This is a genomic window from Acetobacter fallax (genome assembly GCF_011516735.1).
GTDB lineage: Bacteria > Pseudomonadota > Alphaproteobacteria > Acetobacterales > Acetobacteraceae > Acetobacter > Acetobacter fallax.
Map to the genome: position 1 here is coordinate 108,295 of NZ_WOSX01000003.1, position 22,665 is coordinate 130,959.

Sequence of the window (22,665 nt, forward strand, 5' to 3'; positions counted from 1 at the left end):
GAAACACCATCCGGAACAGATTACACCGGAGTATAAGAACAGCTGAACACCTGGCACATACTATGAAATAAAGATTTCCCGGTCAGATCCCGCGATCTGGCCGGATCATCCCCCCCCCTCCCTCCCCCAGCAGAGACAGACCAGCCCACCGGCAAAACGTAGCCCGAACCTGTTGACCGCCTGTCCGCATACAGATTATCGCCATCTGGCAGCAGCAGCCCGCACCTGGTCAGCAACCTGTTCCCGCTTTTTCATCAGACGGAGACCACCGGAATGGTTGTCAGAATAGACCGTGTCGTGACACGTGGCGGCGACAAAGGACAAACATCGCTCGGGGACGGCAGCCGCATCAGTAAAGCCTCCCGTCATGTCGATGCCATCGGCATGCTCGATGAAGCCAACGCCATCATCGGCCTCCTCCGAGCCCACGTCGCCGGCACAGATGCAGACCTCGCCAGTCGCCTCGCCAGTATTCAGAACCTTCTCTTTGATATGGGCGGAGATCTCTGCCAGCCCGAAGGCAGCAAACACGCAAAGCGCCTCGACATCAGCCTCACAACAGTCATTGAAGAGGAAGTGGAACGCCTGCGGGCCAGCCAGCTACCGCTGACCAGCTTTGTTCTTCCCGGTGGCAGTCTCCCCGCCGCCTGGGCTCACCTTGCACGCACCACCATTCGCCGCACGGAACGCAGCGTTGTCACCCTTTCAGAAGAAACCACCATCAATCCTGCCCTGACACCAATACTTAACAGATTGTCAGATTATTTCTTCGTGCTCAGTCGTCATCTGAATGATAATGGTCGTGAGGACATTGTGTGGGAGCCGGGGAAACCATTTTTCCGGTAAACAACATTACGAAACACTTTGACAGGAAAAGCGTCTTTCGTTTCCTCTCAATATAATCCCGTTCCGGTGGTCTATTTTCATGACCATTCTTGAACTACGCTGATCACCGTGCTATTGAACAAGGCACCATCCGAATGATAGCGCGAAATCCTGATGCTGACCGGCCCCTGAAATCCAGGTCCTGCCCGGAAACTCTGTCAGCCGATGTGCTGGCGTTAGTCAGGATAACGTCCCGTTCCAGTGTGCTTTCATTCCAGTAAAAAGCGGACGTTGAGTAATATTTTTGAAAGAATCGTCGTGAATACCGGATTTCTGAAAACAAAACATCCCCTCGCCACAGACTCCCAGGAAGACCTTCTGGAATCAGGCGCAGAAGAGGCTGCTCTTCGTGCCCTGAACCGCATGGGCTCCCATAAAGCAGGCAAGCCCGTCAGCCGTCCTGTACAGTCCGGTCGGACCTCGGATGACTCCTCACGCCTCACACTCCGCAGCCCGCAGGACACAAATCAGGTCCGCAAGCGCCGCTTCGTGCGGGACGGTGACATTCCCGTTGAGCATCATAATTTTTCCCGCTCACAGCAGCGCACGGCACAGTCCGGCACCATCGAAGCCAATGTTCCGCAGAACAACAGAGCCCTGGAAGCCGAAAGACGCGCCCGCGCCGATGCCGAACGCCACGCTCATGACCTCGAAGTCGCACAGCGTTCGCTGGAAACACGCCTCGGTCACGCGGAAATGCTTCTCACCGAACTGAAGCAAACGCTGGCAACCCGTGATATGGAACTGGCGGACCGCAACACTGAACTGGCCGCCGAACGTGCAAATAATCAGACTGTTCAGCAGGAAATAAAATCTCTGCGGCAGCAGGTAAAAGCACCAGGCACAAAGACCCGCGAAGACACCACGGCAAGAGCCGTAAGCACATCAGCCGGCGAACCACAGCCCGTCAAATGGTGGAAAGACTGATACGTCCCGACAGAGAGCCCCTCTCCCGGCACACCGGCGTCCCCCGTGTCGTCATGGCGCTATCCTGCGCCTGCACGATCGCCGCACTGCTCGTTCCGGATCTTATCGTCGGCTTTCTCGGCCTGCTGAGAAGCACGTTGGAAGCACTGTTTCTGCCGTTCCGTCTGCTGTTTGATCTCGCTGTCTGGATGACGACCGGCGAGTCTATCGGTACGGCTGTCGCCAGCGTTGGCCACGCCTCTGATCAGGCCAGGCACAACCGCGCCCTGCTTCATTGCTATATTCCGACAGTACTCGTCGCCTCAGGATTTCTCCTGTCGCTGATCGCCGTGCCAGACAGACATCCGGCACCGCTTCTGTGGACCAGTCTGGCGCTGCTCATCGTAGCGGCAATCCTGGTCGGCGTCCCCATCGCCGCACTTCTTATTCCTGCGCTTCTCGCTCTGGCGTTTATTCTCTATGCAGCCTGGGCCGCTACGAATCAGGGTGCAGCCGGAAGCAGGTGATTCAGGTTCAGACGATAACCGAGCCAGCTTCCCCATGCCATCCGGTTTTAACCAGCGGTAACCACCCTACCCTGGCGGTTGCCCGGCCAGCATCCGACCGATTTCATCATCAGAAACATCGCGACCGAAATAAGTCTGGTAAAAAACCTTCATCCCGCCCTTCAGATCGTAACCGCCGAAGAGATCGGGCTGCAGCAGCGCCCCGGCCCAACGCAACTGCAATAAAAACTCCGAGCCATAACGATCCCACGGGAATACACCAACAGGATTCGCAAACACTCGCTCTTCCCGCACAGCCCGCAACGCATCCCATCCGGCCGGTGCATTCCCCTGATTCGGGACAGCCACACCACCCTGAATAATGATCACGTCCGGATCCCAGACCTGAATCTGCTCCATCGTGACCGGCCTTTTCACGCCGTGCAGACTACCCGCCGCATTCCGCCCGCCAGCATAACGAATCCACTGATCGATAATCGTTTCGCCGCCATCCACCAGAAGCGGAGACAGGCTCATCACATGCAGAACACGAGGTTTCTTATCCTCACTGACTGATGAAAGACTTTTCTGGAAATATTCCAGATCCGCCTCAAGTCTGGCTTTATACGACGCAGCCCGATCCCGCGCGACCGAATCGTTCAGCACATCTGCCGTCAGCGCCACGGACCGGAGCAGGCCACCCACATCCTGAAATGTCATGTCCAGAACAGGAAACCCGGCTTCCCGGAGCGAACCGGCCCGCGTCAGCCCCGCCGAAACAAAGACAAGATCAACACTATCCGCCAGTAATGCTTCCGCACTGGCAGTGCCCGGCATGACAGCACGCGCTTTCGACAGTTGTGGATTCAGCCGAAACAGCCAGGGCTGGTTCGCCGGACGGTCAACCGTCACCACAATCCGGTCAGCCGCACCGAGCATCGCCAGAACTTCGTTATGCGCAAACCAGAGATCAGCAATCCGTTGCGGATGCGCAGGCACCGCAACCGACGCACCGGTCATGTCCCGCACAATCCGTTTATCAGCCGTCTCATCCGCCCGCGCCAGACCCGATCCGACCACACAGGTCACCAGACCGGAAATGCAAAACAAACGACGACTCAAAAGCATCTGCCGACTGAACCAGTCCCTCACATCACACTCACATTATCTATATTCCTTCGGCTATAGATAATGTGACACAAAGAATTGCAAGGCATGACAACACGAAATTTCCACCTGTTGCTGAATCAACACGGCACAGGATCAGGACAGTAAAGCCGGATGCCCGCTTCAGCCTCAGAGCCTTTTTGGAAAATGCCGGGAATGGCGGAAATCCGCTATTTTCTGATGCTATGCGCGCGCTCAGTGAGGCTGATTTGGCGTCAGATTACGATTTTCCAAAAGAGCTCTCAGTGCTCTACCCTGAAACCCACAAAAGGGCGCAGCCTCTCTGAGGCTGCTTTATTCAGAAACCACACGATGCCAGAATAAATCTTCTGACACCCCCATGAGCGTTATCCCCGTCCACCTGTCGCCCCCGCCTTTACTGCGCCGGAAGCAGGCACACCCTTCGCGTCCGGCAACGGTTTCACATCGCGAATAGTGTAGCGCGTGATCATTTCCTCAACCGCACCCGCAGCCTCCTGCGAGGCCGCAATCGCCACATCACCCCACATCCCGTCAAGCGAATGTGCCGGAATGTCGTGCAACTGCGTCGCAATGCCGACTTCCTTGTCCGCCTTGTCCGTCACGCGCCAGTTGATCTCGATATTCTGCTGCGGATTGTTCCGCGATCCCGCCGGCCCGGCTTTCAGCTTCACAACACCTGTAACGGCGAAATCCGAATCCTGCTGCGACGTCTGAATCGTGTCCTTCATCTCATGAAACGACACCACAAAAGCCTGTGCCAGAGACGTATTCCCATCTCCCGGCGCTCCCGTCACACCCCGAAACCAGATCCGCGCACCCCGATGCTTCAGACTATGCGGATCCTCTTCCATCTGCTCGGCCTGAATACCATTCAGAACATTCACAACCTGCCCGGCACCATAGGCCGAGGCCTCACGCAGTCCGTCCGCATTCAGCGCGTTCCACGCCGCAACCAGAATACCCGGCCCTTCCTGCGTCGCCCGCACCGCCCCCTTCGGCGTCATCACGGTATAAAGCGGAACAATCAGATCCCCGCGACGCTCCGTGTGCAGTTTCAGCCACCAGTCGCCAGGGCGCACAGGCTGCTTAATCGCCGGAACAGACTGCTGAAGCAGCGCCTCAACAATGTCACTCGCCCACAATGCCGAACCACCCGCTCCCAGCGCTTTCTCATCAGGAACAGGAACATCCAGCCGAGACGGCGGAGGATTACCCGCCAGTGTCCTCGCTTCCCTGCCCGGATCACGGAACGGATGCGGCACATCCAGGCAGCCGGACAACAACAAAAGAGAAGAAACCGAAATAAAAGAAGTCAGTGACCACCTCATAAACGAAGTTCCGCTCCATATCCCGCCGCAATCACCGAAATCTGGTGGCCGATCCGCCCACCTCCCGCAAGGGTCCGGCGCCGGTAACTGAAAAAGCGCTGTTCATCAGCCAATGTGTCAAGACCGACAGAAACCGCCCGGCCAGCACCGGCACGAAGCAACCGCCCCACGCAATATCCCGCCAGATCGAACTGAAAATGTTGTTCCCGCACACCGGAAGAGAACCAGGCCCCGGCCTCAGGGTCAGCCGCCAGCGCCGCAGCCCGCATATCACTGCCAACCTCATAACTCGCCCGCGCAATACACGGCCCGACAACCACCACAACATCATCGGGCGTGGCACCCAGAGCCTCCATGGCAGTCAGCGTCGCCTCAAGCACACCACCAACAGCACCACGCCAGCCAGCATGCGCCGCCCCGACAACCCGCCCGTCCCGCGAAGCAAACAGCACCGGCCCGCAATCCGCTGTGATCACCCCAAGTGCCACATCTTCCCGCGTCGTCACCATCGCATCGGCCGGGGAACCTTCGCCCGGCTTCCACGGTTCCGTCACCGTCACAACGTCCGGCCCGTGCACCTGCGTCACGCCGAGCAGACGATCCGTCTCCAGCCCGAACGTCACCGCCACGCGCCGCCGGTTCTCAGCCAGAGCAGTCGGATCATCCCCGGACCGCATCGAACAGTTCAGGCTGGCATAAGGCCCTTCCGAGACCCCACCCAGCCGTGTGAAAAATCCATGCCGCACAAAAGAAAGATCCGCAGCCCGCACCACCGCATCCCGATCAGGACCGCCTGCCGTCATCACCTCGTCTCCTTTTGTCCATAGGGCACCCCGTCCGGAAACCCCGGCGGCGCCACAAGGCCCGGCGCGATACCCGCCGGCGACATCACCGCCAGAGCCTTGAACAGGCGCCCCATCCGCTCCGGCGCAATCAGCCGGTCAAGCGCCGTCCGCACCGTGTTAGCCTGATCCGGCACTGCTGCACAAAGTGCCCGCGCCCGCTCCACAGCCCCGAGCGTCACCAGAAGCTCGCCCTGTTCCACCGGCCCGAAACACAGAGCCCCGGCATCCATCGCCACATGCGCGATCGCTTCAAAGTCGACATGCGCCGTCAGATCCGCCGTCCCCGCTTCCACCAGCGGCGACACAGGCCGACCATCCCGCAATGCCTGCAATGTCTCTCCCGAAGCCGTCACGGCCGTCCCGTAATCAATAAATAACGCCACTCCCGGCTCAGCACACAGCCGCGCCGCCACCTCGCGCACAAACGCACACGCCACCGGACAAATCTCCACAACCTCACCAGGCTCCGCCACCCGCCCGGCAAGTTCCGACGGCTCAACACGATCCGACAGCGCAAACACCCCGTCCTGTACAAACCGTTCCCGCCACTCCGTCTCCTCACCGACAAACTGTCGGATCGGCAAAGCATCGAGAAACTCATTGGCCACCAAAATCATTGGTCCACGTGGCACACTTTCCAGCCCGTCATGCCAGGTTACTGAAACGCCGGATTGACTCAGTGCCGCTTTCTGTGCTGCCCGCAGACGCGGCGAAGTCTCAATAAGATGCACAGACAGAGTGGCGAAAAGATGTGGCGCCACCCGGACGAGCACCCGCACCATGTCCACCATCAGCGTCCCGCGTCCCGGTCCCGCCTCGACGAGCATCAATCCGGCGCCACCCGTACATCCCGCGAGTATTCCCTGCCCGACCACAGCACACCAGGCCCCGAGCAGTTCACCAAAAATCTGTGAAATCTCAGGCGCAGTCACAAAATCTGCGAACGGATCGCGCCCGGCGTAATAAGCCGCATTCGCCCGCGCCATGAACGCGTCCAGCCGCTCAGGCGCCCCGCGTTGCGGCATGGACGCTTCCGCCGATGCAGGCATCCTGCCAGTCAGGGTGCCTCTCCGGGTGACACGGTTCCATCATCCGGCACGCCGGCATATTCCGGCGATCGGAACGCATGCACCATCAGCCCGACACCAGCCAGAATCATCGGAATACTCAGAACCTGCCCCATCGTCACACCAAATGAAAAATATCCCAGAAACGCATCTGGCTCCCGAAAGAATTCACAAAAAATCCGCGCGCAGCCATACCCGGCCAGAAACAACCCCGCCAGAAACCCTGGACGTGCCCGCAGATTTTCCTGCCGTGCTGCAAACAGCAACACGAGAAACAGCAGCAGCCCTTCCATCAGCGCCTCATAAATTTCCGAAGGATGACGTGGCACACCGTCCGAATCCGGAAAAATCATCGCCCAGGGCAGGTCAGGACTGACCGCCCGCCCCCACAACTCACCATTGATAAAATTCGCAATCCGCCCGAAGCATAACCCGATCGGCACACACACTGTCACCCGGTCAGAAAACGCCAGAAAACTAAGTCCATAACGCCGTGCGAACAGAAACAGCGCAATAATCACACCGGTCGCGCCGCCATGGAACGACATCCCGCCTTTCCACACCTGCGGAATAGCCAGTGGATGCGTCAGAAAAAACGACGGCTGATAGAACAGTACATAACCAAGCCGCCCACCGAGCACGACGCCCAGTGTCACCCAGGTCAGAAAATCATCTGCCTGCCGCACCGTCGCCGCGCGTGGAGCCCACATCACAATCCGCTTGAGAAGCTGCGCGCCAAGAATGATCCCGGCGATATAAGCCAGCGCATACCAGCGGATCGCGAGCGGCCCCAGATGGATCAGCACGGGGTCGAACTGCGGAAAAATGAGAACAGGCAGCATAAATGACGTATCCTGAAAACCAGACTGTAAATTCAGAAAAAACATGGTCCCGACGGCACACCGGGCAAATCACCGAAAGAAGACCTCTCATACCGGCCGGCACAAAGGCTGACCGCCAGGAAGAACCCCAGGCTGTCCTGGACCGGGAGGGAGCGTAACTCCCTTCACCCTGACCGGCAGGCAAACAAACCGGATTCCAAAATCCGTGACCTTTGGCGGAGGAGAGGCGGAGCTTCGGGCTTCCGTCCGGTCTCCCTGCGTGTCAGCCTTAATGCGGGTCCACCTCAGAGATAAGGATCGCTTTTACTCAGATAATCCCGGACATAAAGCCCGATGCCATCTTCGAGAGTCACAAACGGCTCCCGATATCCGGCCGTCCGCAGCCGCGACATATCTGCCCGCGTAAAGGACTGATACTGCCCGCGCAGACTCTCAGGCATGTCGATAAACTCAATCCGCTCCGGCACACCAGCCGCCTTGCACACCGCCTGCGCCAGATGACGATAGCTCCGCGCAGCCCCTGTCCCGCAGTTGAACAACCCGTCCACCTGAGGCGTGTCAAAGAACCAGAGCAGCACCTTCACCACATCGCCAACCCAGATGAAATCACGCGCCTGCTCACCGTCGGCGACCTCCGGCCTGTCGGAACGAAACAGCCGCGCAGGAGCACCCGCCTTCACTTCGTCGTATTTGACCTTCACGACCGAAAGCATGTTGCCCTTATGATACTCATTCGGGCCATAAACATTGAAAAATTTCAACCCTGCCCATTGCGGCGGTCGCGCACCTCCGCGCTCCAGCCGCGCCTGTACATGCAGATCGAACACATGTTTTGACCAGCCATACAAATTCAGCGGTTTCAGCGACTTCAGCCGCTTCGGATCGTCTGAAAACAGCTCCGGCCGGTCAGCCGCGCCATAAGTCGCCGCGGAAGACGCATAAATGAACCGCACACCCTGCCGCGCGCACCAGTCCCATAACGCCTCCGACAACACCACATTCGTCGCCCAGACCAGATCGCCATCCCGCGCCGTGGTCGAACTGACCGCCCCCATATGAAACACGGCCTCAACATCCGATGCGCCGTCGAGCAGCGCGTCCAGTTTGTCCGGACTGACAATCCGCACAGGCGGGTGGTGACGGAGATTCAGCCATTTCCCATTGTCGCCCAGCCAGTCGACGATAACCACGTCCAGCCCGCGCACACTCAGAGCGGCCACAAGACACGAACCGATGAAGCCGGCCCCGCCGGTAACAATAATCATGAGACGAGCCTTATAGTCAGGATGCCGCACGATACCAGACAGGAACCGCACCGGAAAACCATCGCACACCGGACCATATCAGACAGAAATGCCGCATCAGCGAGAAACGCAGCTAAAGAGGACCAGCACGGATTGGATTAATCTGCCCTCAATGCTTATAAGTCATGGTGAAGAGAAGAGCCGCCGCATTTGCGGTTCATGAGACCCAGGAGGACCGGGATGACAGACCGACCGCGTCTCTTTGACGATCTCGCCGGTGTCGCCGGCGGAGCCATTTCCGCCCTCACAGGGATGAGAGAAGAGATCAACGCTCTCGTGCGCTCCCGTGTCGATGAAGTTCTCGGTCAGCTTCAGGTTGTCCGCCGCGAAGAATTCGAAGTCGTCCGGGAGCTGGCCGCAAACGCCCGCATGGCCGGCGAAGACGCAGACCAGCGCATCGCCGCTCTCGAAAAACGCATGGATGAGCTTGAAAAACGATCAGTGCACACTCCGGACACGCATACTGCACCCGGCAACGCTGTCGGTTCCGGTTATTCCGATCAGCCCAGTGGCTGGAGCGGCGACAACGACGCAAACCCGAACTGACCGGCACACCAGACAACGCGGCCTGACGGGAGCGTGTTTCGAAAAAGACTGCCACGGCTCCTTGCCGGTCGCGGCGAGGGTTCATAGGCTCAACGGTGTGACGAGTCGGACAGCCCGTCCCTTCACCTGATTCGCAGACAAAACCATCCGCCCGCAGCAGCGGACCGGTTTTATGGCTTGGGAGGCCAGTATGCCTGCTCTGACGATGACCACCTCCACTCCCCACTCCAACCCGCTCGATCTGATGGAACAGATCGTCTGCAGCTACGAATGGGCGTTCGAACGCCGCAATTCCGCGGAGATGGCAGCAGAAGCCCCCGGTAAATGGTGCGATTACGGCCTGTTTTTCTCCTGGTCGGCCGAACTTTCCGCCATGCATTTCACCTGCGCTTTCGACCTCAAGGTTCCCGAACAGCAACGTAAAGCCCTCTTCGAACTTATCGCTCTGGCCAATGAACGCCTCTGGATCGGACATTTCTCGATCGATCTGGAATGCGGCATGCCCATGTTCCGCCACGCAATTCTCCTGCGCGGCGCCCCTGGCGCTTCCATGGAGAGCCTTGAAGACATGATCGACATCGCCATCAGTGAGTGCGAACGCTTCTATCCAGCCTTCCAGTTCGTCCTCTGGGGCGGTAAGGCCCCGCAGGAAGCCATCGACGCCGCCATGCTCGACTGCGTCGGCGAGGCCTGATGGTGTCTCACCTGCCTCCCCTTCTTCTGATCGGATGCGGCCAGATGGGGGGAGCCCTTTTCCGGGCCTGGGAGAAAAACGGCCTCGCGCCGTCCGTCATCATCGACCGGCACAGGGAAACCGTGGCCACACCACACTCCCTCGCCCGGTCGATTGATGACATCCCGAACAAATTCTCGCCGGACGCCATCGTTTTGGCCGTAAAGCCGCAGAAAGCGATCGGGACGATCGCGGAACTTACAGCAAAGCGCCCTGATCTTCTCGCCAACAGCCCGGTTATCATCTCCGTGATGGCCGGCTGCACCACGCAGTCCCTGGCAAGCACTTTCGCTGATTCACCAGCCGGATTATCCCCGGCCATCGTCCGGACAATGCCCAACACGCCTTCGGCAGTCGGTCGCGGTATGACCGGCCTGTTCGCCGGTACCGGCGTCAGCGCTGAGCAGAAAGCACTGTGTGACACCCTTCTCGGCGCTGTCGGCGCGACAGTATGGCTGGACGAAGAAGACCAGATCAATGCCCTCACTGCCATCTCCGGCAGTGGGCCGGCCTATGTTTTCCTGCTCGCCGAGTTCCTTGAGCAAGCCGCCATCGAGCAAGGTCTTCCGCAGGATATCGCACGTCTTCTGGCCCGGAAGACCATCACCGGCGCCGGAGAACTTCTTGATCAGATGCCCGAAGATGCCGCACAACTGCGCCGGAACGTAACCAGCCCGGGAGGCACGACCGCCGAAGCCATCAGTATTCTCAACGCGCCGGACAACTGGCCTTCATCAATCCCGGAGGCCGTAGCCGCTGCCGCCCGCCGCGCACGTGAACTTGCCGCCTGATTTTTTCGCCGCCAGTCCGGTCCCCACTCTCCAGACCATGAGCCCATTGCAAATGGAAGACGACGACCAGTTTGATACAACCCTGCTCGCTTCAGCAATGTCGCTTGCAGCCAGCAAAGGATGGAGACATATCTCCATGCCAGAGATAGCGCGCAACGCGGGGCTTGATATCGGCGAAGTACGCACGCGTTATCCGTTCAAAACTTCAGTTCTGCTACTGCTCGGTCGCCTCGCCGACCGCTCCGCGCTTGTCGATGATGGCAGCCTCTCAACGCCGCGCGAAGCCCTCTTCGATCTGCTGATGCGGCGCTTCGATGTCTTCCAGCAATATCGCGAAGGCGTCCTCGCCGTGCTCCGCGGGCTACCCTTCGATCCCGCTCTCGCCATCGTGCTTGGTGTCGCCACAATGGATAGCATGAGCTGGATTGCCGGTGCCGCAGGGATCGAAACCAGCGGCCTCCAGGGCGCCCTCCGCATACAGGGCGTCACCGCACTGTGGACGCATACGCTGCGCGCCTGGGAGAAAGACGACAGCGAGGATCTGGGGACCACCATGGCCGCCCTGGAGCAGGGCCTCGACCGGGCAGAGCGTATGGGTCTCTTCCCCGCAGCAAATCCGCCCGCCCTTCCCACAGAAGAGCCTGTTACAGACAACCTGCCAGAAAACGATGGGCTCGATACAAGTTTTGTGGAGTAAACAAACGACGCATCTTTACGCATCGTTCGGGTCGCACTACAAAGTCACAGCGACGCAGGCGACTGCATTTTGGGGTGTAGCCAAGCGGTAAGGCAGCGGATTTTGATTCCGCCATGCGGAGGTTCGATCCCTCCCACCCCAGCCAGCACAGCAGGAACAAAAGTTCCTGCCGCCAGCTTCAGAAAAATCGCCTCAGACAGCTTTCTTCAGGTTCGGACTCGCCTTGAAACGAACTGTCTTGCCAGCTTTTACCTTGACCGGATCACCTGTCCGCGGATTCAAAGCCTTGCGAGCCTTCGTCTTCTTGACGGTGAATGTGCCGAAAGACGGCAGGGTGAAGCCACCTTCTTTCTTCATTTCCTTAACGATTGCATCCATAAGGTCAGCCGCAGCCTTGTTCGCAGCGACACCTGTGCAGTTGATCGAATCCTGAATTACCGCGGCAATAAAAGCTTTACTCATAAACCCACCCATTCTTTCTTAAGACACATCGGGACCAGCCACCCCAAACCTTCATACAGTCTAAAGCGACTTGACCAATCGCGCGGCTTTTAACGTGACATACTAAATGAAACCAGAAAAAAGTTACTCTGCAAACTCGCTTCTGATGAATATATGCGAAAAAATCTCAACATGAGGTAAAACGGACACGCTTCTTTCCCGCAACAACCCACAGACTTCCCCTCAGAAAGTGGTGCGATAAATTCATGCCTGAACAGGTCTGCCTCTTTGCCGCCTATACCCCGGACGGCCGCCTCCCTCCTCATACCGTTTATTATTTGTCCGAACTGACCTCCTGTGGCTTCAGCGTGCATGTTGCTCTCTCGGGTGCGGAACAGATCAGCGACGAAACAGAACAGCTTTGTCATGACATTGGTATTATTCTCTGGCCACGCCCTAATATCGGGCATGATTTCGCTTCGTGGCAACATCTTCTTCTGAACGGCTGCATCGGCACCGCCAGCCGTGTTCTTCTCGCCAATGACAGCGTCTTTGGCCCCCTGACACCCCTGAAACCAATTTTCCGGAGAATGCAGTCCTCAGGCGCGGATGTCTGGGGCATGGTACAAACCCGCGCCATCACGCCACACCTGCAATCCTGGTTTGTCTGTTTCGAACACAACAGTATTTCCACCCCACCGGTCCAGCGAACTCTCCACCAGAACTTTACTGATATGACGCGCGAAGAACTGATCTGGCACGCGGAGCTCGGCCTGGCCATCGCCTGCCGCGCCGGTGGACTCGCCACCAAGGCCCTCTGGAGCGACAGAAAAGCCAGAACCGGCGCATTCCTGGCAACCAATCCCATGCATTCTCACTGGCGTCAGCTCGCCGGAACAGGAACAGTCCCTTTTATCAAAACTGAACTTCTCAGAGACAATCCATTCCACCTGAAAACAACGTCAGACTGGAAGCAGCTCGTAAGACCATCCTCCGGTTTCAAACCGGAATGGATCGATGATTACCTCAGAACCAATCCGCCCCGGATAAAAACCACTCCATCCAATCTGAAAGGCCGGCTCCTTTATAATCTCATCGACCAGTTCACAGGCAGGAAGAAGAGAGCGCTTCCGTCCGGCGTGCTGCAGCAACCCGACGGTCAGCCATCACCTCAAAAGCTTTTCTGATTCTCTTAATGCAGGCTGACTTATAAGGAAAAATATCTGCCGGATCACGGTCATGCACAATCATGCCCGTCTCTATTTCAAATACAACCAGAGTGCCATCGGCCAGAATACCGAAATCGAGTCCAAAATAATCAAGCCCCACAGCTCTGGCCACGCCAGATAACGCCAGCCCCACAGATTCAGGAAAATAACCCGCCATATCCTGCATGAACCGCGCTTCTTCAGCGCGTCGTTCCGGATAATCCTCCATCTTCGCATTATAATACCAGATGGCCCAGTCATCATGAATCGCAAGATGGACAGGATACGCAACCCCATCAACAAAGACGATCCGATACTTTCTGTACAAACCGTCATCACTGACGTAATCCACAAACCGGGTTACATAATATGTGCCATCCGCACCTGCTGCTTTCACATAGCCCTCAAGCTCTGCCCGGTCCGAAATACGGCGCAATCCCAGTCCCGCATGCGACGTAACAGGCCGGATCAGCACCGGAAAGGACGGAATGTCCGCAAACGGCTCTCGCGCAACCACACAGGCCGGAGTCAGAACGCCTGGGATACCCGCCAGAAGCTTTGGCGCGCCCGAACGGGCAACACGGCTAATACAGCCACCACCGTTGAGCACCGGCACACCGCTCGCCGCCGCAACATCCTCTGCCTGCGCGATAGCCACCTTCTGGCGCTCATCTTCAGCAATCGCGATGAACACGACATCAGGACACAACTCCCTGACTGTCCTGACCAGCATATCCCGGGCAGACGCATGGCCTGAGACCCAGACCGTATCAATCTCCGTGTGATCATCAAAAAGCATCGCAACCGGTGCATTCGCCTGAAACGACCCGGGCGCATTCAGAACAACCAGCCGCCGCAACCGCTCCGACGTTCCTTTTGCCGAACGCTGAACCGGGTCCAGAACCATGGCAGCATCCAGATGGCGCAACGCCGCAGGCTCATCACCGCAAACCTGGCAGACTTCCCACAACAGATAATGCTGCACAGCCTGCTCGGCAGGACTACCCGCTTCCTGCAACCGGCGTTCGAGTATCAGACGCACAAGAAGCGGATTTTCGGCAATATCGGTAAAATCAAGCATGTACCGAGTTTATTCGACGAAATTCTAACCCTGCGTAAACAGATACCGGAACAGAGCTTTGCCAATATTCCTCCTGTTTAAAACCTGCTCAGGAGAACTCACATTTTCGGACGAACAACAGACTCCAGAAATGTCATCAATTCCACAGCCTGCCCTTCAAAAGTCGGTAAACCCGATTTCAGCGGATTGTTGTAATCATCAAACCGCTCTTTCTGGGCCAGAACTCCCTCTACAGCCGATCGCAACGATTCAGGCCGCCCGTCGAGCGGAATCAGTGTCCCGTTCACGCCATCAACAATATCTTCAGCCTGCCCACCCGGTGATGTCGAAATCACCCAGACATCCCGCGCCAGAGCCTCCCGAACCGTCAGCCCGTAACTCTCCATCCACTGAGACGGAAACAAAAGTACATCAATCTGCTCGTAAAACGCATCCATCGTATCCTGGCTGTAAGCAGGAAGCACCTTAACGCTACCCTGAACTTTCCAGTCATCGGCATGAATCGAAGAGAAACCGAGATTGAGCTTGTTATCAATCAGAACAAGCTCCCAGTCTCCCTGATCAAGCGCCTCAAATGCCTTACGGATCAGCGGGTAGCCTTTTACCGCCTCAGCGCCGCCGACATACCCAAAACGCAGCGGCATCCCCGATTTGCGAGGCGTCCGCTTCGTCTTTGGCCATGCAAATCCGTTCCGGTTGACTTTGATCCGGTCGGCCGCAATGCCATTTTCCATATATAGCGCCCGGTGCGACTGACTCGGCGTCAGCAGAAGCGTCGCCGATTTTAGTGACGCATTCATCATATCAGCCCGCAATCCCAGGTGTCGTGCTTCGGGCACACACATCGCGCAGACCTTCAGGTCAATATGACGCTGAAAACAATACCGACCATCCTGCCGCACCATGAACTGCCGCTCACACAGCCACCAGGCATCGTGAAGCGTAATCACATACGGAATACGGCGCTCAAGGCAAAGCTGAGTCAGCCCCAGCCCCAGTCCCTGTACCGAATGAAAATGTACCACATCCGGACGAAACGCATCCAGCCAGGCAGAAAACTGCGCGCTGCATCTCGGATTATCGAGACCAGCTACCCGATCGATATGAATTGACAGCGGCGTCGCAACAACAGGTGCACCGTCCTCCTCATAACGAATGGAAGACGCATGACGCCCATCCAGAAAAGGAGCAGACGTGAACACCGCCAGATCCATGCCCCGACCAGAAAGCTGCCGTACCATTTCCTCAGCAATGAGGGTCGCCCCCCCGAATGACCGTGGCGCGAAATAAATATTCGCACTCATCACCCGCAATGGCCGCTCTTCCGGCAAGTCCGCAACAGGCTCAGGAAAACAGAGCGCAACCTGCTCTCGCGCCACGTCTTCCGGACGATAACGCTTCAGAACATCTTCCCGCGCCTGACGACCAAGACGCGCCCGCAACGCCGGATCACGACACAAATCCAGCACAGCATCCCGCCATGCATCCGTCCCTTCAGCCAGCAATCCGTTTTCACCATTTCGAACAACATGCGTGAACGCATCACGGGGTGAACACACCGCCGGCACGTCAAGCACAGCGGCTTCAAGAAACTTGATGTTGCTTTTGGCATCGTTGAACAGCGTAGGCTCAAGCGGCGCGATCGTCAGATCAGCCCGGGCAAGCAAAGCCATGTAAGCCGGATAATCCCGTCCCTGAAGCTGCTGCACACGACTACCAAATCGTCTGAATTCATCCGGCAGCGTCAGCTCCCCGATGACCTGAAGACTCAATCGTGGCTCAGCCTCCATCGCCGCCACCAGGCCATCGGCGCAGCACCGGAAATCAGCATCATGCGTCCGTGTTCCAGAACCATAAACAATCAGGAACGATTCCCTGACGTCATCAGGCGACCGCTCGATCCGCAATGCATCCGCCAGGGCAATCGTCTGCCTGTCCAGTGCATTCTCAATGACATGAACATCCTCGATCCCCGCGCGCCTCATGGCCTCACCCAGGGCCCGCGTTGAAGCAATTCCCCGCCCGCAGCTTTGCAGACTGTCCAGAAAAAGCCCGACACCAAACAAAAGCTCGCGCTGTTCACTGTCGGATAAGGTGGCCAGATTGCCATTCTGTCGATACTCAGCTGCATCAAAGATCAGATCATCGACCTCCCAGTGAGATAGCAGGCCAAGGCGCCTGACCTCCCGGAAAAGGCTTTTGACCGACGGGAAAGCTGGCACCCGGTAGAAAATGACCTCGGTGCAGGTCTGCAATGCCGTGAGGGATGCCTCCACGTCACGCCAGTCCGTCACGTCAACCTGCCAGTTCAGGAGCTCAAGCTCTTCCTTCCGCTGCCAGACCCGGTATTTGGCGCATTGTGGTAAAGTCAGTTCGGCAACGATCAGAATCCGGGGCCGAAGATCCCGCAGCCTGGCTGAGGGCACATTCACCATATAAGGCGCGTCGACATCGCCGGTCTCTGCGGGACTCGTATTTTTCGTGGGAACAACTGCCTTCCTGATTGCCAGCCGATGTTCCAGGCGTGCCCATACCCGTGACTTCACCCGGCGGTACAGAACGCCAACACCTTCAGTCTCAGCCACCTCCGCTGCGCGACGGGTGACCTTCCGAAGCGACTGCCCGGATGGGGTCATCCCCTGACACAGGAGCCACCCGGTTCTGATGACACGACTGAGACGAGCCGTCCGGGAGCTGTTCCATCCCAGAAGCATATGTCGGTTATGAGCCGCTTCAGTCGCAAGTCCATCAGCACGCATACTGTGAATGACAGCACTTGAGCGGTAACCCGCCAACAAAGACTCCGCTTCCTCAAGACGCGCTTCCAGCTCATCACGTGAAATATTGTCGGTCACTGTCAGGCCTTCAGTTTTCTGCTACCACTCTCTTTACCGTGGCTCTTCTGTGCACAGCAATTAACATGTAGTGCAAACCACGCGAACCAGCCCGAAGAGCAAAAAAAAACCGGGCCAGATGGCCCGGTTTTCTCTTGAAGATCCTGATTCTTACCAGATCTGGAAATCGGAAGCATTAAGACTTGCAACGTTCTGGAATGTGATCTGGCTGTTGTCAGACAGCTTGATCGTGGTGCTGCCATCCGTCGTCGTCTGGCTGGCCAGCGCCTTAGTAAGATCACTCTGCGAATAACCCAGAAGGCCAACGAAGTTGCCCGCTGCCGAACCGAAGTCAGTGATGGTGTAGTTCGCTCCGGCAATCCCGTCACGAAACGCGAAGGTGTTCGCAGCGCCCGAACCACCGGTCATGGTCGCATCACCAACGCCAGCCACCAGCGTATCGGAAGCTGTACCACCGATAAACGTCTGTGAGCCTGACGTTCCGACGTTATTACCGAACACGTGAACACCGGCCGCCGAGCTGGCGCCGTTCAGCGTCTCACTACCCGAACCCGCAACGAAAAGATTTTCGCCGCTGCCACTGATCACCGCATTCAGACCGCCAGCACCAAAGATTGTGCTCTGAGCTGCTGTAATGGTCGAGTTGCCCGTGCCACCGATAAAGGTCAGTGATCCGTCAACACTTACTGTTGCATTATCGGAGCTGGAAACTACAGCATCGCCACTGGCGGAAATGGTATCGGACGAACCACCATAAACGGACGAAGCGCCGCCATTGAGCGAGATTTTGTCGCTATCGCCACCAATAACTGTCGAACTGCCGCCAACCGTGATCTGGTTATTACCCGTCGCAGATGCGTCATTAACGAACGCAGACTGACCCAGAGAAACAAACGAGCTACCACCAGCCAGTGTAACATGCTGACCTGCGTTGCAATCACCGCCGATGATCGTGTCGTTGCCGTTCGAATGCACATAATTCGTGCCAGTCGAAATCTCGATCAGGTTATTACCCGTCCCGGCACTGATTGTGTTCTGCCCGGAACCAGCAATAATCGTATCATTTCCGCTGCCGGTCGTGATGTTCCAGTTGCCGGAGCCCGAAAGCAGATCGCCGACAAAGGAATTGTCACCAGTTGCCACAACGAATGCACCAGCACCAGTTCCGGCCTGAAACTGAACGCCACCGGTCGTGCCACCTTCAACGCTTACAAACGAGGAGGTCACGCCGCTCGCATTGATCATCACATGAGAGCTCGGCACCAGACCAGCCGTTGGCGAACCGCCAAAGACGATCGCACCGACATTCCCGGAAACCTGATAAGAGCCACCAGCCGTAATAACGCCGTAGCCGGAGTTATTCGAGGCAAAGTTCGTCGTGCCGGTCGTCAGATCACGCCCGTCAATCGTCCCCGCATCGACTTCACCAGCAAGAGTGCTGCTGAACTTTGTCAGCAGAGTTCCGAGGTCCCCTGTCGCAGCGCCATCAACTGTTACGTTAACAGACGCTCCTGCAGACGCACCCTGAACGGTAATTAATGCCATTCTTCAGTTCCTTCTCTGCGCCCACTTGCGATTCAGTTTCCAGAAACCACGCAGGCAGCATTCAGTTCACTATCATTGTAGATAAAGGATAACAGTCAGGCAACTAAAAAGCTGGGACCTGATCGAAAAAAAAACGTTACAAACCTATGACATAAGAGGCTGTTTTCCATCTTCTTGTGACCACTCCTGCCTTCCGGTAACCTCTTATCGGCCTCCCTTTACCCGGACATAAGCATTTACTCTGTACCTTAAAATCGACTTAACGATCGATACCATCTGGATAACCGAATGCCTGCGACCATTGCTGCGGATCATATTTTCTTTCTTCTTGCCGACGCTCGTCTCGGTCCACTATTCGCGCCTCCGGCTATTATTGATACTGATCTGTGCCAGTACATGCACCTGCCATTGCTGTCTGTGCTTCTTACTGCACTACGCTCCTCAGACGCCGTATTCATCGATTCTTCACCATCAGTGACGACTTACGCTGAACAGATTGTAACAGCCCGGGACCTTGGCACGCGCATCCGGAAACTGACAACAGGACAACGAAACAGCCTGTCACCGACATGCGGCCCTATTGGATTCGTTCACTGCGATCTGACCTCCACACGGCCCCGGGACTGGCTCGCAACTCTCGACAACCTCGGGCCAAAGCTTGCCCCCGACGTGATCTTTGCCCTCCACGGCACGGAGACCGAAGCCGGCGGTGGGGTGTGGAACACGCTCACCGCTTCTTCACCGCATTACCTGTTTCCCCATGGCGCGGGCCTGGGTCTGATCGCTCCGGGCCACGTTCCCGACCCACTCGCTCCCCTCATGGGTACAGATATGGAGAAGCTGGACCCGACAGCCCAGGCCCGACTTCATACCCGATTCTCCTTTTTTGGAACGCACTGGAGCAACAACGCCCGGATTCAGGTCGATCATATCCGGCGCGAAGAACAGAAAACTGCCGAACGGCAGGCGCGTCTTGTTCTCTCAGAAACCAGATTTGCACTCGCGGCACAGAAAGAAGAAGCGGATGCCCGACTTACAGCGGAACAGTCCCTGATCAGCCACGAATCCCTACGCGCCGCCCGGGCAGAACAGCAACATCAGAGCGCCGTAGCCGCGCGTGATACTGCTCAGCAGCAACTTGCCGAGGTACGCTCTTATATCAGTGCCATAAAAAACTGGACCGGGCAGTTCACTGAACACATCAATACAAAAAACGCAGAAATCGCACGTCTGAAGACAAAACTGGCCGGGCACGAAGAAGGTCTCGACGCGCTCCGACACCTGCTTGAAACACGCCCCTCTCTTCCCCGTCGCCTTGCCCGGGCCGTGAGACGACAGCACTTCGTTCCCTCAGTTCCCAAAACTCCGGGAGCACCCGAGATGCTGCATCTCCCGCCCCCGCCCGAACCTCCGGCTCTTTGCGTCAACAACGATATTCAGGCGCCGGACGCGTTGCCGCTGCCCGTCACCACAGAGGCCATTTCCTGGCCGCCACATCCTCTGACCACACCGGATAGCGCTATCCTGCGCAACGTCCTGTTCGTCAGCGGCGAGCCCACAACACCGGGCTCGCTTTACCGCTGTACACGCAATGCCGCTGCCTGCACCGCCGCAGGCCATAATACGCGTGTCCGCCCCTGCGGTATCATCAGTCCGGAAGATGTTTTCTGGGCCGATATCATTATCCTCTGGCGCGTCGAATTTTCTGGCCATGTTGCAACCATCATTCGCCTGACCCGGGAAAAAGGGGGCATTGTCATCTTCGACGTCGATGATCTTGTTTTCCTCCCTATGCTGGCCAGCATCTCCATTATCGATGGCATCCGCACAGCCGGCGGCAACACAGAAGCCGGAATCCACAACACCTTCACGAAAATGCAGGCCACTCTCGACCGTGCGGACGCCTCATTCGGCACAACAGCGGAACTCACCACCCATCTGCGTCGTCTGAGCCCGGTAGCCTTTACGCTGCCCAATATTTTTGACGCCGCAACCCTGCGCCGTAGCCGCCTCGCTGCCCGAATCCGCAAGGCCGAAGGAACCCACGGCCTCATTCGCATCGGTTATGCATCCGGCACCCGAACCCACCAGCGCGATTTCGCAGTCGTGGCAGACGTTCTCGCTGAACTCATGCAAACCTACACCAGTCTGCGACTGGTTCTGTTCCGCGAATCAGACAACCAGCGCTCCGTCTTGCTGATGGAAGAATTTCCATCGCTCGCCCCGTTCGCAGACCAGATCGAATGGCGGGATCTGGTGCCTCTCGACGCCCTGCCAGATGAATACGCCCGCTTTGATATCAATATCGCGCCCCTTGAAGTCGGAAACCCATTCTGCGAGGCGAAAAGCGAAATCAAGTTTTTCGAACCGGCACTGACCAGCGTCCCTTCGGTCGTTTCGCCCACATCACCATTCCGCGCCTGCATCATAAACGGTGTGACAGGTTTTCTCGCTGAAACACAGGATGAGTGGAGAACCGCCCTCACCCGCCTCATTGAAAGCCCGGATCTCCGCACTCGAATCGCACGTAACGCCGCCAGTCACGTCCTCTGGAATTTCGGACCGGAACGCCAGGCCATGCTGTTCGACGCGATCATCATGTCGTTTGGCAACGAAGCTGCCACCGCCCGCGCCACCGAGACGATTCTTGCACGCGGCGGCTTCCTCGCTCGCAATGTCCCGGAGGTACCCGACAGTACCGTCCTGTTCGAGCACGACGCACTTCTTGCGTCAGCTGATGTCACGGTCGTCATCACATCCCACAACTACGCCGGGCTGATCGTCGAAGCCCTCGAATCCGTCCGCGCCCAGACAATGAAGACACTCGATCTCGTCGTAGTCGATGATGCCTCGACCGATGACTCGCCAGACATCATTGTTGACTGGGCCCGCCAACACACTGACCGCTTTAACCGACTTCTCGTTCTCGCACCGAAGCGGAATACAGGACTCGGAGGGGCGCGCAATATCGCCGTCTCGGCCAGCGAAACACCTTATTATCTGTCACTGGATGCCGATAATCGACTCCTGCCAAACGCCTGCGAGGCTCTTCTGAGCGCTTGTGACAGCCTCACTGCATATGCTTATCCATTGATCCGCACATTCGATGGAAAATCCGCTCCCGGACTCATGGGCGATTTCCCGTTCCGTCCGCTTCGGTTGCAAAACGCAAATATGATCGACGCTATGGCCTTTGTCGCGAAATGGGCCTGGTCAGCCGTCGGCGGCTATTATGTAAAGCGTGATGCCATGGGCTGGGAGGATTACGATCTCTGGTGCAGTTTCACGGAAATGGGGCTGAAAGGCACACATCTGCCCGAGATCGTCGCCGAATATCGTATCCATGAGAATTCAATGACCAACAACGTTACCGAAGAACTGGCCCATAAGGCGCGCGTCGTGGATTTCATCCTCAGTCGCCATTCCTGGCTGGATATCCATCGTGAAGCCAGAAAGCGCGACTGACCGGCATCATGACCATTCGTGATTTTCTACAAAATCACCCTTTTTTCCGTCGCGCCTGCAACCGCACAATCGACCGCTGCACCGAGAGCCGCTCACCCACGTCCAGACTACGATACAGCTTCAGCAGATCGATCTCATCAATCGTCAGCTCAACTGCCGTGTCCTGAGACGCCATCCCGTTGAGAAACACCTCAACAGGAACATTGAACAGCTCAGACAACCGCGGCAAATATTCCCGCACCCGGCCATCACGATCCGTCTCCCAGTGCGCAATCGCACTGCGCGAAAGTCCTACAGCCTGCGCCAGCTCTGCCTGCGTCATCCCTTCATACTGACGCAGCGCCCGGATGCGCTGCCCGAGAGTCTCATGACTCCCCATCCTGCTTTCAAGAGCAGAAGGCGCTTTCGCCATAATCCACACATCCTGCCAAGGTCCGCCGGGAAACCGGCTAACCGCCCATCCGGTAACAG

The 22,665-nt window shown here is 57.3% G+C and carries 20 protein-coding genes and 1 tRNA gene; 10 read left to right on the forward strand and 11 right to left on the reverse strand.

All coding sequences use genetic code 11. The features are described from left to right. Positions 1-273: 273 nt before the first annotated feature. The 3 genes from GOB85_RS03315 to GOB85_RS03325 all read left to right on the forward strand — a co-directional run bounded on the left by GOB85_RS03315 (position 274) and on the right by GOB85_RS03325 (position 2,318). Positions 274-846: a cob(I)yrinic acid a,c-diamide adenosyltransferase gene (locus GOB85_RS03315; RefSeq protein WP_173576194.1), complete on the forward strand. Its 573-nt coding sequence runs from the start codon at positions 274-276 to the stop codon at positions 844-846. Between the two features lie 297 nt (positions 847-1,143). Beyond that, positions 1,144-1,812, forward strand: coding sequence for a hypothetical protein (locus GOB85_RS03320; RefSeq protein WP_173576195.1), 669 nt, complete (start codon positions 1,144-1,146; stop codon positions 1,810-1,812). After that, positions 1,797-2,318, forward strand: a complete 522-nt coding sequence (locus GOB85_RS03325) for a hypothetical protein (RefSeq protein WP_173576196.1) — start codon at positions 1,797-1,799, stop codon at positions 2,316-2,318. The genes GOB85_RS03320 and GOB85_RS03325 overlap by 16 nt, the downstream gene beginning before the upstream one ends. A gap of 66 nt (positions 2,319-2,384) precedes the next feature. On the opposite strand, the gene GOB85_RS03330 is transcribed toward GOB85_RS03325, so the two are convergent. The 6 genes from GOB85_RS03330 to rfaD all read right to left on the reverse strand — a co-directional run bounded on the left by GOB85_RS03330 (position 2,385) and on the right by rfaD (position 8,793). After that, a complete protein-coding gene (locus tag GOB85_RS03330; RefSeq protein ID WP_242011255.1) occupies positions 2,385-3,419 on the reverse strand; it encodes an ABC transporter substrate-binding protein in 1,035 nt (344 codons plus the stop codon). 392 nt (positions 3,420-3,811) lie between these two features. Further along, a complete protein-coding gene (locus GOB85_RS03335; RefSeq protein WP_173576197.1) occupies positions 3,812-4,774 on the reverse strand; it encodes a hypothetical protein in 963 nt (320 codons plus the stop codon). Next, complete coding sequence (gene pgeF, locus GOB85_RS03340) at positions 4,771-5,577, reverse strand: peptidoglycan editing factor PgeF (protein ID WP_173576198.1); 807 nt, start codon at positions 5,575-5,577, stop codon at positions 4,771-4,773. Before pgeF ends, GOB85_RS03335 begins: the two co-directional genes overlap by 4 nt. Beyond that, entirely contained in the window at positions 5,577-6,668 is a 1,092-nt protein-coding gene (locus GOB85_RS03345; RefSeq protein WP_242011256.1) for a class I SAM-dependent methyltransferase, read from the reverse strand. Before GOB85_RS03345 ends, pgeF begins: the two co-directional genes overlap by 1 nt. Positions 6,669-6,676: 8 nt before the next feature. Continuing rightward, positions 6,677-7,528 carry a prolipoprotein diacylglyceryl transferase gene (gene lgt / locus GOB85_RS03350; RefSeq protein WP_173576199.1) on the reverse strand — a complete coding sequence of 284 codons (852 nt, stop codon included), beginning with the start codon at positions 7,526-7,528 and terminating at the stop codon, positions 6,677-6,679. Between the two features lie 284 nt (positions 7,529-7,812). Then, complete coding sequence (gene rfaD / locus GOB85_RS03355; protein ID WP_173576200.1) at positions 7,813-8,793, reverse strand: ADP-glyceromanno-heptose 6-epimerase; 981 nt, start codon at positions 8,791-8,793, stop codon at positions 7,813-7,815. 219 nt (positions 8,794-9,012) lie between these two features. Between rfaD and GOB85_RS03360 the strand changes: the two genes are divergently transcribed. The 5 genes from GOB85_RS03360 to GOB85_RS03380 all read left to right on the forward strand — a co-directional run bounded on the left by GOB85_RS03360 (position 9,013) and on the right by GOB85_RS03380 (position 11,744). After that, complete coding sequence (locus tag GOB85_RS03360; RefSeq protein WP_173576201.1) at positions 9,013-9,378, forward strand: accessory factor UbiK family protein; 366 nt, start codon at positions 9,013-9,015, stop codon at positions 9,376-9,378. A gap of 190 nt (positions 9,379-9,568) precedes the next feature. Next, positions 9,569-10,072: a type III secretion system chaperone family protein gene (locus tag GOB85_RS03365; RefSeq protein WP_173576202.1), complete on the forward strand. Its 504-nt coding sequence runs from the start codon at positions 9,569-9,571 to the stop codon at positions 10,070-10,072. Then, complete coding sequence (gene proC / locus GOB85_RS03370; protein WP_173576203.1) at positions 10,072-10,902, forward strand: pyrroline-5-carboxylate reductase; 831 nt, start codon at positions 10,072-10,074, stop codon at positions 10,900-10,902. Before GOB85_RS03365 ends, proC begins: the two co-directional genes overlap by 1 nt. A gap of 52 nt (positions 10,903-10,954) precedes the next feature. Further along, a complete protein-coding gene (locus GOB85_RS03375; protein WP_173576204.1) occupies positions 10,955-11,599 on the forward strand; it encodes a TetR/AcrR family transcriptional regulator in 645 nt (214 codons plus the stop codon). 70 nt (positions 11,600-11,669) lie between these two features. Next, positions 11,670-11,744: transfer RNA gene (locus GOB85_RS03380), tRNA-Gln, on the forward strand. A gap of 47 nt (positions 11,745-11,791) precedes the next feature. Here the strand turns inward: GOB85_RS03380 and GOB85_RS03385 are convergent. Continuing rightward, positions 11,792-12,061: an HU family DNA-binding protein gene (locus GOB85_RS03385; RefSeq protein ID WP_173576205.1), complete on the reverse strand. Its 270-nt coding sequence runs from the start codon at positions 12,059-12,061 to the stop codon at positions 11,792-11,794. 245 nt (positions 12,062-12,306) lie between these two features. Between GOB85_RS03385 and GOB85_RS03390 the strand changes: the two genes are divergently transcribed. Then, positions 12,307-13,227, forward strand: a complete 921-nt coding sequence (locus GOB85_RS03390) for a rhamnan synthesis F family protein (RefSeq protein WP_173576206.1) — start codon at positions 12,307-12,309, stop codon at positions 13,225-13,227. Here GOB85_RS03390 and GOB85_RS03395 read toward each other — a convergent pair. The 3 genes from GOB85_RS03395 to GOB85_RS03405 form a co-directional block, all read right to left on the reverse strand. Further along, on the reverse strand, positions 13,145-14,329 hold the full coding sequence (locus tag GOB85_RS03395; protein ID WP_173576207.1) for an ATP-grasp domain-containing protein: 1,185 nt from the start codon (positions 14,327-14,329) through the stop codon (positions 13,145-13,147). The genes GOB85_RS03390 and GOB85_RS03395 overlap by 83 nt on opposite strands. A gap of 98 nt (positions 14,330-14,427) precedes the next feature. Then, complete coding sequence (locus tag GOB85_RS03400; RefSeq protein ID WP_173576260.1) at positions 14,428-17,088, reverse strand: glycosyltransferase; 2,661 nt, start codon at positions 17,086-17,088, stop codon at positions 14,428-14,430. A 246-nt stretch (positions 17,089-17,334) separates the two neighbouring features. After that, on the reverse strand, positions 17,335-18,729 hold the full coding sequence (locus GOB85_RS03405) for a beta strand repeat-containing protein (protein ID WP_173576208.1): 1,395 nt from the start codon (positions 18,727-18,729) through the stop codon (positions 17,335-17,337). 288 nt (positions 18,730-19,017) lie between these two features. Here GOB85_RS03405 and GOB85_RS03410 point away from each other — a divergent pair, with 288 nt between their 5' ends. Continuing rightward, on the forward strand, positions 19,018-22,194 hold the full coding sequence (locus tag GOB85_RS03410) for a glycosyltransferase (RefSeq protein WP_173576209.1): 3,177 nt from the start codon (positions 19,018-19,020) through the stop codon (positions 22,192-22,194). A 34-nt stretch (positions 22,195-22,228) separates the two neighbouring features. Here GOB85_RS03410 and GOB85_RS03415 read toward each other — a convergent pair whose 3' ends face one another. Further along, a complete protein-coding gene (locus GOB85_RS03415; protein WP_242011257.1) occupies positions 22,229-22,606 on the reverse strand; it encodes a helix-turn-helix transcriptional regulator in 378 nt (125 codons plus the stop codon). Positions 22,607-22,665: the final 59 nt, after the last annotated feature.

What these genes read in the sequence shown, in the direction of transcription:
- GOB85_RS03315 (WP_173576194.1), top strand. Translation starts at nt 274, where the DNA reads ATGGTTGTCAGAATAGACCGTGTCGTGACACGTGGCGGCGACAAAGGA.
- GOB85_RS03325 (WP_173576196.1), top strand. Translation starts at nt 1,797, where the DNA reads ATGGTGGAAAGACTGATACGTCCCGACAGAGAGCCCCTCTCCCGGCAC.
- GOB85_RS03335 (WP_173576197.1), bottom strand. Translation starts at nt 4,774, where the DNA reads ATGAGGTGGTCACTGACTTCTTTTATTTCGGTTTCTTCTCTTTTGTTG.
- pgeF (WP_173576198.1), bottom strand. Translation starts at nt 5,577, where the DNA reads ATGACGGCAGGCGGTCCTGATCGGGATGCGGTGGTGCGGGCTGCGGAT.
- GOB85_RS03345 (WP_242011256.1), bottom strand. Translation starts at nt 6,668, where the DNA reads ATGCCTGCATCGGCGGAAGCGTCCATGCCGCAACGCGGGGCGCCTGAG.
- lgt (WP_173576199.1), bottom strand. Translation starts at nt 7,528, where the DNA reads ATGCTGCCTGTTCTCATTTTTCCGCAGTTCGACCCCGTGCTGATCCAT.
- rfaD (WP_173576200.1), bottom strand. Translation starts at nt 8,793, where the DNA reads ATGATTATTGTTACCGGCGGGGCCGGCTTCATCGGTTCGTGTCTTGTG.
- GOB85_RS03360 (WP_173576201.1), top strand. Translation starts at nt 9,013, where the DNA reads ATGACAGACCGACCGCGTCTCTTTGACGATCTCGCCGGTGTCGCCGGC.
- GOB85_RS03365 (WP_173576202.1), top strand. Translation starts at nt 9,569, where the DNA reads ATGCCTGCTCTGACGATGACCACCTCCACTCCCCACTCCAACCCGCTC.
- proC (WP_173576203.1), top strand. Translation starts at nt 10,072, where the DNA reads ATGGTGTCTCACCTGCCTCCCCTTCTTCTGATCGGATGCGGCCAGATG.
- GOB85_RS03375 (WP_173576204.1), top strand. Translation starts at nt 10,955, where the DNA reads ATGGAAGACGACGACCAGTTTGATACAACCCTGCTCGCTTCAGCAATG.
- GOB85_RS03385 (WP_173576205.1), bottom strand. Translation starts at nt 12,061, where the DNA reads ATGAGTAAAGCTTTTATTGCCGCGGTAATTCAGGATTCGATCAACTGC.
- GOB85_RS03390 (WP_173576206.1), top strand. Translation starts at nt 12,307, where the DNA reads ATGCCTGAACAGGTCTGCCTCTTTGCCGCCTATACCCCGGACGGCCGC.
- GOB85_RS03395 (WP_173576207.1), bottom strand. Translation starts at nt 14,329, where the DNA reads ATGCTTGATTTTACCGATATTGCCGAAAATCCGCTTCTTGTGCGTCTG.
- GOB85_RS03400 (WP_173576260.1), bottom strand. Translation starts at nt 17,088, where the DNA reads ATGCGTGCTGATGGACTTGCGACTGAAGCGGCTCATAACCGACATATG.
- GOB85_RS03405 (WP_173576208.1), bottom strand. Translation starts at nt 18,729, where the DNA reads ATGGCATTAATTACCGTTCAGGGTGCGTCTGCAGGAGCGTCTGTTAAC.
- GOB85_RS03410 (WP_173576209.1), top strand. Translation starts at nt 19,018, where the DNA reads ATGCCTGCGACCATTGCTGCGGATCATATTTTCTTTCTTCTTGCCGAC.
- GOB85_RS03415 (WP_242011257.1), bottom strand. Translation starts at nt 22,606, where the DNA reads ATGGCGAAAGCGCCTTCTGCTCTTGAAAGCAGGATGGGGAGTCATGAG.